The sequence below is a fragment of the Stenotrophomonas sp. YJH_SMC_101-4 genome (genome assembly GCF_059370395.1).
This window is the reverse complement of record NZ_JCAFTP010000001.1, coordinates 1236354-1251249: the sequence shown is the minus strand read 5'-3', so window position 1 is coordinate 1251249 and position 14896 is coordinate 1236354. Positions and strand designations below refer to the sequence as shown.

General features: G+C 66.8%; 16 protein-coding genes. 5 read left to right on the top strand and 11 right to left on the bottom strand.

Annotated features, from left to right (window positions below):
- Positions 1 to 100 precede the first annotated feature (100 nt).
- Positions 101 to 712: a TetR/AcrR family transcriptional regulator gene (locus tag AC5P8D_RS05720; protein WP_010484672.1), complete on the top strand. Its 612-nt coding sequence runs from the start codon at positions 101 to 103 to the stop codon at positions 710 to 712.
- On the opposite strand, the gene AC5P8D_RS05715 is transcribed toward AC5P8D_RS05720, so the two are convergent.
- The 3 genes from AC5P8D_RS05715 to AC5P8D_RS05705 all read right to left on the bottom strand — a co-directional run bounded on the left by AC5P8D_RS05715 (position 709) and on the right by AC5P8D_RS05705 (position 3679).
- Entirely contained in the window at positions 709 to 2655 is a 1947-nt protein-coding gene (locus tag AC5P8D_RS05715; protein ID WP_329832527.1) for an EAL domain-containing protein, read from the bottom strand. The two genes, AC5P8D_RS05720 and AC5P8D_RS05715, sit on opposite strands and share 4 nt — an antisense overlap.
- 96 nt (positions 2656 to 2751) lie before the next feature.
- Positions 2752 to 3468, bottom strand: a complete 717-nt coding sequence (locus tag AC5P8D_RS05710) for an SDR family NAD(P)-dependent oxidoreductase (RefSeq protein WP_010484675.1) — start codon at positions 3466 to 3468, stop codon at positions 2752 to 2754.
- Between the two features lie 28 nt (positions 3469 to 3496).
- Complete coding sequence (locus AC5P8D_RS05705; protein WP_053442896.1) at positions 3497 to 3679, bottom strand: hypothetical protein; 183 nt, start codon at positions 3677 to 3679, stop codon at positions 3497 to 3499.
- Between the two features lie 75 nt (positions 3680 to 3754).
- Here AC5P8D_RS05705 and AC5P8D_RS05700 point away from each other — a divergent pair, with 75 nt between their 5' ends.
- Positions 3755 to 4558, top strand: coding sequence for an APH(3')-II family aminoglycoside O-phosphotransferase (locus tag AC5P8D_RS05700; RefSeq protein ID WP_329760991.1), 804 nt, complete (start codon positions 3755 to 3757; stop codon positions 4556 to 4558).
- On the opposite strand, the gene AC5P8D_RS05695 is transcribed toward AC5P8D_RS05700, so the two are convergent.
- On the bottom strand, positions 4531 to 4956 hold the full coding sequence (locus AC5P8D_RS05695; protein WP_049436298.1) for a DoxX family protein: 426 nt from the start codon (positions 4954 to 4956) through the stop codon (positions 4531 to 4533). The two genes, AC5P8D_RS05700 and AC5P8D_RS05695, sit on opposite strands and share 28 nt — an antisense overlap.
- A gap of 143 nt (positions 4957 to 5099) precedes the next feature.
- On the opposite strand from AC5P8D_RS05695, the gene AC5P8D_RS05690 reads away from it, so the two are divergent.
- From AC5P8D_RS05690 to AC5P8D_RS05680, 3 genes are all read left to right on the top strand, one after another.
- Entirely contained in the window at positions 5100 to 5690 is a 591-nt protein-coding gene (locus AC5P8D_RS05690) for a TetR/AcrR family transcriptional regulator (protein WP_414614393.1), read from the top strand.
- Positions 5687 to 6721 (top strand): DUF418 domain-containing protein, encoded by a 1035-nt coding sequence (locus AC5P8D_RS05685; protein WP_414614394.1) that lies wholly within the window; start codon positions 5687 to 5689, stop codon positions 6719 to 6721. The genes AC5P8D_RS05690 and AC5P8D_RS05685 overlap by 4 nt, the downstream gene beginning before the upstream one ends.
- A gap of 99 nt (positions 6722 to 6820) precedes the next feature.
- A complete protein-coding gene (locus tag AC5P8D_RS05680; protein WP_414614395.1) occupies positions 6821 to 7825 on the top strand; it encodes a phosphotransferase in 1005 nt (334 codons plus the stop codon).
- A 118-nt stretch (positions 7826 to 7943) separates the two neighbouring features.
- Here the strand turns inward: AC5P8D_RS05680 and AC5P8D_RS05675 are convergent, their stop codons facing one another.
- From AC5P8D_RS05675 to amaB, 7 genes are all read right to left on the bottom strand, one after another.
- Entirely contained in the window at positions 7944 to 8831 is an 888-nt protein-coding gene (locus tag AC5P8D_RS05675) for a DMT family transporter (RefSeq protein ID WP_312391495.1), read from the bottom strand.
- Between the two features lie 32 nt (positions 8832 to 8863).
- Positions 8864 to 9925: a UDP-N-acetylmuramate dehydrogenase gene (gene murB, locus AC5P8D_RS05670; RefSeq protein WP_317216181.1), complete on the bottom strand. Its 1062-nt coding sequence runs from the start codon at positions 9923 to 9925 to the stop codon at positions 8864 to 8866.
- A gap of 8 nt (positions 9926 to 9933) precedes the next feature.
- Positions 9934 to 10989, bottom strand: coding sequence for a quinone-dependent dihydroorotate dehydrogenase (locus AC5P8D_RS05665; RefSeq protein ID WP_010484691.1), 1056 nt, complete (start codon positions 10987 to 10989; stop codon positions 9934 to 9936).
- 8 nt (positions 10990 to 10997) lie between these two features.
- Positions 10998 to 11768: a class I SAM-dependent methyltransferase gene (locus AC5P8D_RS05660; RefSeq protein WP_010484693.1), complete on the bottom strand. Its 771-nt coding sequence runs from the start codon at positions 11766 to 11768 to the stop codon at positions 10998 to 11000.
- Positions 11769 to 11773: 5 nt separating this feature from the next.
- The gene (locus AC5P8D_RS05655) at positions 11774 to 12058 is read right to left on the bottom strand and encodes a DUF4190 domain-containing protein (RefSeq protein WP_010484694.1); all 285 of its coding nucleotides are present in this window, start codon (positions 12056 to 12058) and stop codon (positions 11774 to 11776) included.
- Positions 12059 to 12218: 160 nt separating this feature from the next.
- Positions 12219 to 13028, bottom strand: a complete 810-nt coding sequence (locus AC5P8D_RS05650) for an SDR family NAD(P)-dependent oxidoreductase (protein ID WP_414614396.1) — start codon at positions 13026 to 13028, stop codon at positions 12219 to 12221.
- A 40-nt stretch (positions 13029 to 13068) separates the two neighbouring features.
- Entirely contained in the window at positions 13069 to 14601 is a 1533-nt protein-coding gene (gene amaB / locus AC5P8D_RS05645; RefSeq protein WP_049398541.1) for an L-piperidine-6-carboxylate dehydrogenase, read from the bottom strand.
- Between the last annotated feature and the right edge of the window lie 295 nt (positions 14602 to 14896).

Below are 14896 nucleotides of genomic sequence, written 5' to 3'. Positions count from 1 at the left end.
GACGTCCGCTGGGTACACTGCACAGTGTAGTTTCGTGTTTTTCAAAAGTACACTGTCCGGTGTAAAATGTGCGCATCCGTTCAGTTATCCGGTTTCTGCCATGCCCCGTGCCCCGCAACGCCTGACCGACCGTAAACGCGATGCCATCGTGCGCGCGGCGGTGGAGGAGTTCCGTGCCTCGGGCTACGAGGCCACCAGCATGGACCGCATCGCCGAGGCGGCCGGGGTCTCCAAGCGCACCGTCTACAACCACTTTCCCAGCAAGGAAGCGTTGTTTTCGATGATCCTGGAGGAGCTCTGGGAACGCAGCGTGGCCAGCGACGCGTTACCGTACCGCGCCGACCAGCCGCTGCAGGCGCAGCTGCTGCAGTTGCTGGGCCAGAAGCTGGAACTGCTCAGCGATGCCAACTTCATTGACCTGGCGCGGGTGGCGATGGCCGAGATCATCCACTCACCTGAGCGCGCGCAGGCCATCGTCTGCCGCATGGGCGAAAAGGAAAGCGGCGAGAGTGCCTGGATCCGCGCGGCCATCGCCGATGGCCGACTGCGCGAGGTCGATCCGGAGTTCGCCGGCCACCAGCTGCACGGGCTGGTGAAGAGCTTCGCGTTCTGGCCACAGGTGACGATGGGGCAGGCACCGTTGAGCGCACAGGAGCGTGCACGCGTTGCCGAATCAGCGGTGGCGATGTTCCTGGGTTTCTACGCGGTCTAGCTGGCAGCGAAGCGGCGGAACTCGTCGGCCGGCAGCGCCGCCGAGTACAGATAGCCCTGGCCGACATCCACACCCAGTGCGCGCAGTTGCTGTTCCTGCGCCAGGGTCTCGGTACCTTCGGCCACCACGATTGCACCGCAGCGGTGCGCGACTTCGACGATGAAGCGCACGATCGACTGCGACTTGGCGTCGGACAGTGTGGCGATCAGCGCCTGCTCGATCTTGACCTCGGCGATGGCCAGCTGCGAGAGCAGGATCAGGGTTGAATAGCCAGCGCCGAAATCATCCAGTGACAACGTGACCTCCGCCGCCAGCAGCTGTGCGATGTTGGCATCGACCACGTCGCGCTCGACGATCTCGGTCCATTCGACGATCTCCAGGCGCAGCATCACGCCGGGCACATCGTGCAGCTGCAGCAGTTCCTGCAGGCGCAGGCCGAAGCCGGGCAGGCGCAGTGACTCGGCCGAAACATTCACGGCGATTTTCAGCTGCGTGCCATCGCGTCGGCACTGCTGCAGGAAGTGGATGGCCGACTGCAGCGTGGCCCATTCCAGTTCAGCCAGCCGCCCCTGCCGGCGCAGCAGCGAGATCACCCGCATGGGCGCGATCAGCCGACCCTCGCCGTCGCGCATGCGCAGCAGTGCTTCGGCGCCGACCAGCTGGCGATCCTGCAGGCGATGCTTGGGCTGGTAGCACAGCGGGGCGTCGCCCTGCTGCAGCCAGCGATCAAGGGCGACTTCAATCAGGGCGTCGATCTCGCTGTCGCGCTGGATCGGGTCGTCGAAGAACACGACGCCGGATTCGATCGCACTCAGCGCCACGGTGATTGCCCGGAAGGGCAGGTGGCCATCGTCTGCCGCGCCCGGTGGCTTTAGTTCGACCACCGCGCAGCGGAACAGCGGCCGGAAGCCGGGCCAATCGCGGCCGACCCGATCGGCCAGGTTGCTGGCCAGCTCGGTGATCTGCGGCTGCGTGCGCAGTTCGGACAAGGTCAGGTCGCGCACCAGGATCGCCAGCGCGGCATCGCCGAACTGGTAGATCTCCAGCTGGCCGGCCGGCAGCGAGGGCAGCAGCCGATGCACCTCTTCGGTGCTGTCGCGCTGCCACAGTCCGTTGTCCTGCAGCGGACCGTAGCGCAGGCGCAGGTCGCGCAGGTTGCCCATCTCGGCCACGATCAGGCAGGCCTTGCCGATACCGTCGTTGTCGCGCCAGTAATGCTGCAGGCGTTCGCCGAGCGCACGCATGTTGGGCAGGCCACTGATCGGATCGATGCGCAGCCAGGCGTGTTCGCGCTGACGCTGTGCATCGATCTGCGCATCGTTGTAGACCAGTGCGAACACCGCGCCCAGCATCAGCAGCGATAGTGGCAGTGCCAGCAGGCGCTGGATTGCCAACTCCTCCACGGGTAGCTGATTGGCGCCGATGATTGCGACGCCCAGTGCCAGGCCCAACGCAGTGACGACGATACGCACGCCCCAGGCCTGCAGGATCATGCGCAGCGAGAGTTCATTGAGCATGCGCGGGTGCAGGCGCCTGCGCAGCCAGACGCCGGCCAGCATCTGCAGCGTGGCCTCGAGGCCGGCTGGCAGAAAATACTGGGTGCCGGCGAACTGGTATCGGGCCAGCAGGCTGGCACCCAGGCAGGCCAGGCCGCCGCGCCAGCCGCCGAGCAGTCCGCTGACCAGCAGGATGTCGAAGCCGAGGTGCAGCTTGACCACGCCTTGGGTATAGCGGGCCACGAACCAGGCGTTGAACAGGTAGATCAGGCCCAGCGCCACGCCCACGTACAGGCGGCGGCCTTCAATGGCATGGCCAGCGCGACGGGTGGCGATCAGCAGCACGCCGATCATGCCGATCACCGCCGTGGCCTGCAGCAGGTACAGCGGCAGGCTGGGCAGGGCGCTGTCCAGGACCTGGGCCGAGACCCGTGAAAGCGCATCCATAGCAGGTTCCCGCCTGTGACCGACGGCCAGTGGGGAGCAGGGTAAACCACAGGCGCCCGAGCGGCCACCAAGGGCCCCGGGCCGAGGCCTCTGCAGTCAGTAGCGCGGGTCGGCGATGGCCGGCAGCACCAGTTCGCGCACGAAGCCGGACGGTGACAACTGCAGCAACGCGCGCACCATCGCAACGACGTCATGCACGGGCACTAATTCGCCGTCGCCGCGCGCTGCAGCCTCTGCAACCGGCACCGACAGTGCATCGTCGGTGTTGAGGTAGCCCAGCTGCAGGCTGGTCACCGCCAGGCGGCGATCGCGGAAGCCCTCGCGCAGTGCATCGGCGATGCCGTTGAGTGCGAACTTGGATGCGCCGAACGCCACTTCCGGGCGGCCACTGCGCGGCAGTGCCGAGGTTGATCCGGTCAGCACCAGCTGCGGGCGTGGTGCGCCGAGCACTCGCGGCAGCAGGCGCTGCAGCAGCACCAAGGTGGCGGTGATGTTGACGTCGACCAGTTGGGTGAGCGCGGCATCGCTCTCTTCGAGGAAGGCGTACTCGTCGCTGAAGGCGGTCTCTTCCCAGATGCCCAGGTTGTGGATCAGCACATCCAGATCGGCCGGTGCCTGCGCTGCGATGTGATTGGCAGCCAGGGTGGGCTGGGACAGATCGGCCTCGATCCACTGCAGAGTGACACCCTCGGGGCATTCAAGATCGCGCGGACGGCTGCGCGAAACGCCGATGACGGTGTCGCCCGCACTGCACAGGCCTTCCACGAACGCCCGACCCAGGCCCCTGCTGGCGCCGATGACCATCAATTTCATGTTGCTTCCTTGTTGTACTGCGGCGGCCTCAGTCGGCAGCCAGAATGGTGTCCCAGTCGGCGAACGCGCGCAGGTTGCTGCGTTCAGCGGTAATGATCGAGGCGATGTTGTCGAGCTGGCAACGGTACTGTGGTAGTAGCCGTCGCAGCTGCTGCAGGTGCTGGGATGTACTGACCACTGACAGCCGGGTCAGTTTGGTCAGGCCTTCCATTGCGCGCTCTGCTGGGCGGTGTGCTTCGGGATCGGCGAGAATCCGTAGGGTCCCCAGCAACAGGAGCATCCCGACATGGGAGCACCCGATCCCTTCACTGATGGCCTGCCGCTGCCGCGGGCGTGGCAGGAAGCGTTGGCCGATGCGCGCATCGAGCGGCAGTCGATCGGCGTGTCTCGTGCGGATGTCGCGCGAGTGCATCGTCCCGGGCAGGCTGACGCCTTCCTGAAGTCGGAAGTGATCGACGCCTTCAGTGAGCTGGGCGATGAGATCGCGCGCCTGCGCTGGCTGCAGGCACAGGGAGTGCCGGCGCCAACGGTGATTGCCACCGCCGAAGAAGCGGGCCGGCGCTGGTTGCTGATGAGCGCGCTGCCCGGCCGCGACCTGGCCTCGTCGCCGGAACTTGCGCCGCAGCAGTTGGTGGAACTGCTGGCTGACGCGCTGCGCAGGCTGCATGTGTTGCCGGTGGCAGCCTGTCCGTTCGACCAGCGATTGGCCTCGCGCCTGCAGGCCGCGCAGGCAAGGGTGGAGGCGGGCCTGGTCGACGCCGATGACTTCGATGACGAGCGCCTGGGGCAGAGCGCACAGCAGGTGTTCGCCGAACTGTGCAGCACCCGGCCCGACCATGAAGATCTGGTGGTCAGCCATGGCGATGCGTGCCTGCCGAACCTGATGGCGGTCGAGGGGCGTTTCAGTGGTTTCATCGACTGTGGGCGGCTGGGCGTGGCCGACCGCTACCAGGACCTGGCGCTGGCCGCGCGCAGCCTGGTTCACAACTTCGGCGACACGCGTTGGGTGGCGCCGTTGTTCCAGCGCTACGGCGCGTTGGTCGACGAGCGTCGGCTGGCGTTCTATCGGTTGCTCGACGAGTTCTTCTGAGCCCGCGCATGGCTGGCGATGGCCGCGCAGATCAGGCCACCGACCACGCTCAGGTGCTCCAGCGCGAAGAACAGCGCCAGCTGCTGTTCCGCGCCGTGCTTGGTCCAGAAGGTATGCACGATGACGATGGTCAGCAGCATGAACACCGCCAGCGCGCCGCTGCCCAGCCATAGCAGGCGATCGAGCAGCAGGCACAGTGAGCCGCCCAGCAGCACCACGGCGCTGGCGATGTTGAACAGCGCAGGCGGTTGAAGCCCGGCCGCCTGCATTTCGGCCACGCTGTTGTCCCACGCCAGCAGCTTGGCCAGACCCGAGGACAGGAACACCACGGCCAGCAGCAGTCGGGCGAGGAACCACAGCACGCGGCTGTCGAGCAGGGTGGAGATCATCCGTGGCATGCAGCAACTCCGGGTTGAGCGTTGGGCGGGGCGGGCAGCATCGGGCCTCAACAGCGGTTGAGGTCAAGGCTGCCTGAACGAAGCCCGGTGGTGGCCGGGTTACGATCTTCAAAATGGACGAACGTTCGTTCACTATTCGTGGCATGAGCAGAATCGACCGCAATGAGCAGCGCGTGACCCTGATCCTGCAGGCGGCACTGCAGTGCTTCCTCGCAAAGGGATTCCACCAGACCAGCATGCGTGACATCGCGCAGGCGGCCGGTGTCAGCCTGGGCAATCTCTACAACCACTTCCCGGGCAAGGAAGCGATCATCCTTGCAGTGGCGGTGGCCGAGAGCGAAGAACTGGCACCGTTGCTGCAGCGACTGGCCGCGTCCGATGGCGATCGCGCACAGGTGCTGGTGTTCCTTCGGGACTTCCACGCACTCTGCCGGCAGCCGGACTGGGCGACGCTCGCCGTCGAAGTGCTGGCCGAGAGCGCACGCAATCCGGCCGTTGCCAAGGCGTTTGCGGCCAATCGCAGGCAATTGCAGGCGACCCTGGCCGAAGCCCTGCAGCAGGTGGCTCAGCGCGAACGTCGGCGTCCCGTGCTGGCCCCGGCACTGCAGGCGCAGGTGCTGCTGGATGCCATCGAAAGCGATGCGCTGCGTCGGGGGCTGGGCGAAGCCGATGGCACCGATGAGGCTTCGCTGGATCCAGGCCTGCTCGCGCTGCTGCTCGGGGCGCGCGCATGAGCGCTGTAGATCGGCGATTGCACGGCCTTGATCTGGCGCGCTTCCTGGCGCTGGCCGGCATGGTGCTGGTCAACTTCCGCCTGGCGATGGCCGTGCCGGCAGAGGGCGAGGGTTGGCTGGCAGGGTTCTTCCATCTGCTGGAAGGGAAAGCCTCGGCGACGTTCGTCACCCTGGCCGGTCTTGGCCTGGTGCTGGCCACGCAGCGGCAGGGGTGGTGGCCGGCCAGTGTGCAGACCTGGCGGCGCGCACTGTTCCTGATGGTGCTGGGCCTGCTCAACCTGACCTTGTTCCCGGCCGATATCCTTCACTACTACGCGGTGTATTTCGCGTTGGCCGTGCTGTGGCTGCGTGCCTCGCCGCAGGTATTGTTGGCCAGCATCGTGGGCCTGGCGGCCTGTTCGTTCTGGGCGTTGCTGCACTGGGACTACAGCCAGGGATGGAACTGGCAGACGCTGGAATACGCCGACCTGTGGCAATGGCCGGGCGCGGCCCGCAACCTTCTGTTCAATGGCTTCCATCCGCTGCTGCCGTGGCTGTGCTTCTTCCTGCTGGGGATGCTGCTGGCACGGCTGCAGCTGTCGCAGCCGCGGGTCCAGCGCGCGCTGCTGGTGCTGGGCCTGCTGCTGATCGCGGCCGGACATGGCATGCAGCAACTTGCGCAGGGAACGCCCTGGCAGGCGTGGCTGGGAACGCAGCCAATGCCGCCGGGGCCGGCCTACGTACTCACTGGTGCGGGTGCGGCGTGCAGTGTCATTGCCGCCTGCCTGTGGCTGACGCGTGTGCGACCGGGGGACTGGCTGGAGCCGTTCACCGCGGCCGGGCGCATGACCCTGACCCTCTACGTCGGCCATATCCTGCTGGGCATGGGCACGCTGGAAAGCCTGGGCCTGCTCGATGGCAGTGCATCGCTGGCGTCGGTGCTGCTGTGGGCACTGCTGTTCCTGATGCTGGCGACGGGCGCGGCATGGCTGTGGTCGTGGCAGTTCGCGCGCGGCCCGCTGGAGGCGGTGATGCGGCGCATCGCAGGCTAGTTCTCTGGTCGTGCCGAGGCGATGTTGTGACGGACATGTCTGTGTCGTGGCGAGTGCATCTGCGATAGTGGCGGCAGGTAACACTTTCCGCTTGCATCCATGTCATTCGCTTCGGCGCAGCATCTCGGCGAAGTCCTGCAACAATCCTATGGCATCACCCCCACCGCCGTGGTGCCACGCCCGGTGGGTGCCGACGCCAATGCCAGCGTGTATCGCGTCGATGCGCGGCACGGGCAGTGGTGGTTGAAATGCCGCACCTACCAGGTCGACCCCGCAGTGTGGGACAGCCTGCATTGGATGCGCGGCACGCTGGGCATCGATGAGATCGTCGCGCCGTGGCCGGCACTGACCGGTGGTGCGTCGGTGCAGCGTTGGGGATTGCAGTTCACCCTGTTCCCTTATGTGGAAGGCCAGTCCGGGTTCGAGGCGGCGTTGAGCCGCACGCAGTGGAAACGGCTGGGGGAGGTGCAACGGCGCCTGCATGGCGCGCAGCTGCCGGCGGACCTGCAGCAGGCGCTGCCGATCGTACGGCTGGAAACCGCGGCGCTGGAAACCGTTGGGCAATGGCTGGCTGGCGAGGGCCTCGCGGCCGCGAAGGACGGGCTGGGCCGCGCCTTCGTTTCGGTATGGGACCGGCAGCATGCGCGCATCGCGGCGCTGCATGCGCAGGCACGGGAGCTGCTCGCGGCATTGCAGGACGTGCCGGTAGACCTGCATCTGTGCCACACCGATCTGCATGCCGGCAACCTGCTGATGGGCAATGACGGGGGCCTGCACCTGATTGACTGGGATGGCCTGTCGCTGGCACCGCGCGAGCGCGACCTGATGTTCATCGGTGCGGCTGTTGGCGGGCGCTGGGGGCGCGAGAATCCGCTGGGCTTCGAGGACGGCTACGGCAGCGACCGCGGCGACCCGCGCTGGATCGCCTGGTACCGGCACTGGCGCATTCTCCAGGACTTGATCGAGTTCCAGCAGGTGCTGCTGGGCAGTGATGGTGAGGAGCGTTCGCCGCAACTGCGCAGGCAGTCGCTGCACTATCTGGGCGAGCAGTTCGCACCGGGCAATGTGTTCGATGCGGCGGAGCGGGTGTATCGCGCGCTGTAGATCCACGCCATGCGTGGATGAACCCTGCGCGCTCAGTCAACGGTGGAGGCGCGAAGAGCAGCCGAGCGTAGGCTCGGCTCTACAGAGGAGTGCAGCGTCATCCACGCGTGGCGCGGATCTACTCGGCGGGCTTGGCCGCTGCCGAGGCCGCTGCACTTGCGGCACGCCGCGACAGTACGGCTTCGCGGTGGGCGATGTACGCGTTCGCGGCGAGGATGATGCCGGCGCCGATGATCGTCCAGCGGTCCACCGTTTCGTTGAACAGCAGCCAGCCGCACAGCGTCACCAGCGGCAGTTGCAGGAAGCTGATCGGGGTCAGCGCCGAGACTTCGCCCAGGCGCAGCGCCCGCGTCCACAGCAGCTGGCCGACAGTGCCGAGCACGCCGGTGGCCAGCAGCCACAGCCAGGCGATGCCGGTGGGCCAGACCCAGACGAACAGGGCAGGCACCAGCGACAGCGGCACCCAGAACACGTAGGTATAGAGCACCACGGTATCGGCGCTGTCGATACGGGTCAGCTGCTTGATCTGGATCGCCACCAGCGAGCTGAGCACGGCCGCACCGACAGCGACCAGGCTGCCGGCCGTGAAGCCGGCGGTGCCCGGGCGGACGATCACCAGCACGCCGATGAATCCAACCACCACAGCGGCCCAGCGGCGCACGCGCACGGTCTCGCCCAGCCACAGCACGGCGGCGATGGTGACGAACAACGGCGTGGAGTACGACAGCGAAACCGCCTGCGCCAACGGCAGGTGGCCCAGCGCCCAGAACGCGCATAGCATCGAGCCCAGCCCGATCGCACTGCGCACGAAATAGCGCGGCAGCTGCTGGGTCTTCAGCGGCGCGTGGCCGGGGCGCAGCAGCATCGGCAGCAACGCGAGCAGGCCGAAGGCATTGCGGAAGAACGCTACTTCCTGGGTCGGCACGTAGCGCGTGGCATAGCGGATGGCCACCGCCATCAGGCCAAATGCCATGGTGCTGCCGAGCATCAGCAGCGCCGCCCGCATCGGGGTGGCGCTGGGGGAGAGGGCGGGGCTGTTCACCACTGTGCGCCGAGCAGGCGGGGCTCCGGTTCGATCGGTACGCCGAACTTCTCCAGCACCGAAGCGGAAATACGTCGCGCCAGCGCCAGCAGTTCAGCACCGGTGGCGTTGCCGTGGTTGACCAGCACGAGTGCGTGGCTTGGCGCCACGCCGGCATCGCCTTCGCGGAAGCCCTTCCAACCGCAGGACTCGATCATCCATGCCGCCGAGACCTTGCGCTTGCCGTCCTGGTCGGACGGGAACACCGGCAGTTCGGGGAAGTGCTGCAGCAGCACGTCGACCTGTTCCAGCGGCAGCACCGGGTTCTTGAAGAAGCTGCCGGCGTTGCCGAGTACATCCGGGTCGGGCAGCTTGCGGCGGCGGATTGCGATCACCGCGTTGGCCACGTCCACCGCGCTCGGCAATTCCACGCCCTGCGCCTGCAGTTCCTCGCGGATGCCGGCGTAGTCCATGCGCAGATCGTGCAGCAGCGGCAGCTTGAGCTCGATGGCGGTGATCAGGTAGCGATCAGGCTGCTGCTTGAATACGCTGTCGCGGTAGGAGAAGCCACACTGTTCGTTGTCCAGCCGCACCCAGGCCCGCTCCTGGCAGTCCCAGGCCTCGACGGCCTGGATGAATTCGCCGACCTGCGCGCCGTAGGCACCGATGTTCTGGATCGGCGCGGCACCGGCGGTGCCGGGAATCAGCGCCAGGTTCTCCAGGCCGGACAGGCCCTCCTGCAGGGACCACATCACCAGCCCGTGCCAGGGCACGCCGGCACCGGCGCGGATCACCGCATGGTCGGCGCGGTGTTCAAGAAAACTGATGTCACGGTTGCCGAACACCAGTACCGTGCCAGGCAGGTCCTCGGCGATCAGTACGTTGCTGCCGCTGCCCAGCACCAACAGCGGGCCGTTGGCTACCTCGGGCAGCGCGAGCACGTCCGGCAGCAGTGCGGCATCGTGCAGTTCCAGCAGCTGCGCGGCGCTGGCCTGCACATGGAAGGTGTTCAGCGCCTGCAGCGGCGCATTGCGGGTGAGCGTCCAGCGCAGCGGTGCGTTGCCGTCGACGGTATCCATGGGCGCGCTCACAGTGGGGCCACCGCGCCGCGGCTCGGTGCTTCGCGGCGGCGACGGATCGCCTCCACGCATTCGGAGACCAGCGCCGGGCCACGGAAGATCAGGCCGCTGTAGCACTGCACCAGCGCCGCGCCGGCGGCCATCTTGGCCACCGCATCGGCACCGGACAGGATGCCGCCGACACCGATCAGCGGTACCGATTCGGGCAGGCGCGAACGCAGGCGGCGCAGCACCAGCGTGGACTGCTCCAGCACCGGCGCACCGGACAGGCCGCCGGCCTCGTTGGCCAGCGGATCGCCGGCCACCTTGCTGTGGTCGATGGTGGTGTTGGTGGCGATCACGCCGTCCACCTGCAGTTCGCCCAGCACGCGTGCTGCGGCATCGATGTCACGCTCGCTCAGGTCCGGCGCCACCTTCACCAGCATCGGCACACGGCGACCGTGCTGCGCCGCCAGGGTTTCCTGGCGGTCACGCAGCTGGCTGACCAGCTGGCGCAGTGCGGTCTCTTCCTGAAGCTCACGCAGGCCGGCGGTGTTGGGCGAGGAGATGTTGACCGTGATGTAGTCGGCCAGCGGATACACCTTGTCCAGGCAGGCGATGTAATCGTCCACGGCCTGTTCGTTGGGGGTGTCCTTGTTCTTGCCGATGTTGATGCCGAGCAGGCCGCGACGGTTGCGCGCGCGTTCGACATTGCGCACCAGCGCATCCACGCCCGCGTTGTTGAAGCCCATGCGGTTGATGATCGCGTTGTGTTCCGGCAGCCGGAACAGGCGCGGCTGCGGATTGCCGGCCTGCGGGCGCGGGGTGATGGTGCCGATTTCGACGAAGCCGAAGCCCAGCGCGAACAGTGCATCGATATGCTCGCCGTTCTTGTCCAGGCCGGCAGCAAGGCCGACCGGATTGGGGAACGTCAGCCCGAACACGGTGCTCGGCATCGGCGCGATGCGGGCGGCCAGCAGCGGCGTGGTGCCGGTGCGATAGGCCAGGTCCAGTGCGGACAGGCCGAGGCCGTGGGCGCGCTCGGCGTCGAGCGAGAACAGGAAGGGGCGGGCAAGCGAATACATGCGTCGGTTCAGTCCAGCGTGCCGAGGAAGGCTCGGGTTCGATATTCAAAAGCAACCTGGCCGTCGACCGCGTGGGCGGCGAACAGGTCCTGCAGGGCGGCGATCATCGGCGCATGGCGCGGATGACCGGCTTGGGGTGCGTAGGAGGAGGACAGCAGGCGCCCGCGCAGGGCGTCGAAATCCAGATGCTGCACGTTCGGCAGCTCCACCATGCCGCGCAGACCGGGGCCGAACCAGGCCTGCATGGTGGCGTCGTCCTGGTAGCGCTCGGCCACCGCGGTGTAGTCGGTGCCGTAGTCCAGCAACAGCTGTTCGTAGCCGATCAGGAACGGGCTGGCGTCGAGCAGGCGCGAGTTCCAGTAGATCAGTGCCAGGCCACCCGGGCGCAGGATGCGCTGCCACTCGGCGCGCACCGCCACGGTGTCGAACCAGTGGAAGGCCTGCGCGACGCTGACCAGATCAATGCTGGCATCGTCCAGTGTGGTGGCCTCGGCGCGGCCGTCCACCGCACGGAACTGCGGGTACTGCGGTGCCAGCCATTCCTCGGCCGCGCCCCGCATGGCGGCGTTGGGTTCAACCGCGACTACTGGATGGCCGCTGGCCAGGAACAGGCGACTGGAAATACCGGTGCCGGCGCCGATGTCGGCGACCACGGCCTCGTGGCTGACGCCCATCGGGCCATGCAGCCACTCCAACAGGGCGGGCGGGTAATCGGGCCGGTAGCGGACGTAGTCGGCGACGCGGCTGCTGAAGCGTTCAGTGCTGTCGGAAGTGGTCATGATGATCAGTTCGACATCGCGGCGAGCCAGGCCAGGCCGCCGAAGAACAGGATGAAGACCAGGATGGCGGCGATCACGGCGCCGACCATCACCCAGCCCAGCACCAGGCCGGTGACGGCGAGGCCATCGCCTTCCAGTTCATGCGGGCGGCGGCGGATCTCGGCGCGGGCCATGTGGCCGGTGATGATGGCCACGATGCTGGCCACGAAGGGCAGGACGGTCCAGCTGGCGATGCCCATGACCAGGCTGACCACGGCCAGGGCGCTTGTCTGTCGGGGTGCCACGCTCATCGGGGTCCTCCTTGGCAGTGTGCACATGATAGTGCCTCTGCCCGGGCAATCCCATGGGCAGTGCCCTGTAGAGCCGAGCCCATGCTCGGCTGAACTCTGGGCCGACGCGGTATGGACCGCGCTTTGCGCGCAAGCCGAGCATGGGCTCGGCTCTACAAATTCAGCCCATCAACACCTGGCCGCCATCCACGTTGAGCACATGGCCGGTGATCCAGCGCGCCAGCGGCGAGCACAGGAACAGGGCGGCATCGGCAATCTCGCGCGGGTGGCCGAAGCGGCCGAACGGGATCTTCGCCAGGGTGCCGTGGTACAGCGCGGGATCTTCGGTGCGGCGGCGATCCCACAGGCCGTCATCGAACTCGATCGAGCCCGGGGCGATGGCATTGACCCGGATCCGGTCCTTGGCCAGCGCCAGTGCCTGCGAGGTGGTGTAGTGCGACAGCGCGGCCTTGGCGGCAGCGTAGGGCGCGCCACCGGGACGCGGCTGCTGGGCGGCGATCGAGGACAGGTTGAGGATGCAGGCATCGCTGGATGCGCGCAGCCACGGCAGTGCCAGGCGCGAGGCCCGTACCGCCGCCATCAGGTCGATCTGCAGGCTGGCGGCCCAGCCCTCTTCGTCATCGGCCATGCCATAGCCGGTGGCGTTGTTGACCAGCACATCGATGCCGCCGAGTGTATCGGCGGCAGCCTGCAGCCAGGCCTGGATCTGGTTGGCCTCGCCCAGATCGGCAGGAAACGTGTGCAACTCGACGCCCTGTACCTTTGCATCGGCACGCAGGGCATCCAGGCCGGCCTGGCCGCGGGCGCAGACCGAGACCCGCGCACCGGCGCCGGCAAATGCCAGCGCCATCTCACGGCCAATGCCCTTGCTGCCACCGGCGATGAGCACGGGGCGGCCGGTGAAATCAATCACCGGCTTGCCACCCTGTAGCGCCGAGCCATGCTCGGCTGCATTTCCTGCGGTGTTCATTGCACATCCTGCCGAGCATGGCCCGGCACTACAGAAAGCGTTACAGGTCGAACTTGATGCCCTGTGCCAGCGGCAGCGAATCCGAATAGTTGATGGTGTTGGTCTGGCGGCGCATGTAGACCTTCCACGCATCCGAACCGGATTCGCGGCCACCGCCGGTGTCCTTCTCGCCACCGAAGGCGCCGCCGATCTCCGCACCGGACGTGCCGATGTTGATGTTGGCGATGCCGCAGTCGCTGCCGGCGGCCGACAGGAACTTCTCGGCGGTCTTCAGGTTCTGGGTGAAGATCGAGGACGACAGGCCCTGCGGCACGCCGTTCTGCATGTCGATGGCTTCGTCGATGCTGTCGTACGGCATCACGTACAGGATCGGCGCGAAGGTCTCGTGCTGGACCACGGCGTCGCTGTTCTTCAGGCCGGAGACGATCGCCGGCAGCACGAAGTTGCCGGCGCGGTCGATGCGGGTGCCACCGGTCTCGATGGTGCCACCGGCCGCCTTGGCCTGGGCGATGGCATCGAGGAACTGCTGCACGGCGCCGTCGCTGTTCAGCGGGCCCATCAGGTTGGCGGCATCGGTCGGGTCGCCGATCTTGCCTTCCACCTGCTTGTAGGCCTTGACCAGGGTGGCCAGCACGTCGGCGTAGATCGAGCGGTGCACGATCAGGCGGCGGGTGGTGGTGCAGCGCTGGCCGGCGGTACCGACGGCGCCGAACACGATGCCCGGCACGGCCAGCTTCAGGTCGGCGGTTTCGTCCAGGATGATGGCGTTGTTGCCGCCCAGCTCCAGCAGGCAGCGGCCCAGGCGGCGCGCGACCTTTTCGTTGACGGTGCGGCCGACCTGGGTCGAGCCGGTGAAGCTGATCAGCGGCACGCGGCGGTCATCGACCATCTTCTCCGACAGCGCGGTGCCGGCATCGTTGATCAGGAAGAAGATGTCCGGGAAACCGGCTTCGCGCAGGGCGTCGTTGCAGATCTTCAGCGAGGCGATGGCGGTCAGCGGCGTCTTGTTGGACGGCTTCCAGATGCACACGTCGCCACAGATGGCCGCCAGGAACGAGTTCCAGCTCCACACCGCCACCGGGAAGTTGAAGGCCGAGATGATGCCGACCAGGCCCAGCGGGTGGTACTGCTCGTACATGCGGTGGCCGGGGCGCTCGGAATGCATGGTGTAGCCGTACAGCATGCGGCTCTGGCCCACGGCGAAATCGGCGATGTCGATCATCTCCTGCACTTCGCCGTCGCCTTCCGGCTTGCTCTTGCCCATTTCCAGGGCGACCAGCGAACCCAGCGCATCCTTGTGCTTGCGCAGCGCTTCGCCGCACAGGCGCACGGCCTCACCGCGGCGCGGGGCAGGCGTGGTGCGCCAGACCTTGAAGGCTTCCTGCGCACGGGCGACGACGGTCTCGTACTCGGCCTCGGTGGTCGCGCGGACCTGTGCGATCGGCTCGCCGGTGGTCGGGTTGACCGGGGTGATCAGCTCACCACTGGTCGCGCTCGACCACTCCCCGTTGCCCAGGTACGTGCCAGCGTTGATCGCGTCCAGGCCAAGGGACTTGAGCAGCTCGGAAGACATGCAGACTCCTGTGTTTCGTTACGTTGTTTGGCGCCATCGCGGGCAGGTGGGGGACGCGATGAACAGAACCGCCGATGGTAGCAGAGGGTGGTGGTTGGGCTTTGGTGCGGTGCGGGGTGGATTGAGCGCCAGTGAACCGACATGAAGTGCGCAATGACGTTCATTTTTTGACGCTAAATGACGCATGTTGATGCAAATTGACACACTGGAAATTGTCAATATTTTCAATTGGATAGGGTGATTTCATGGCATTCGTCCGAGCCTGTGCCCAGTCGGGATTCCTATCTTTTGGCCC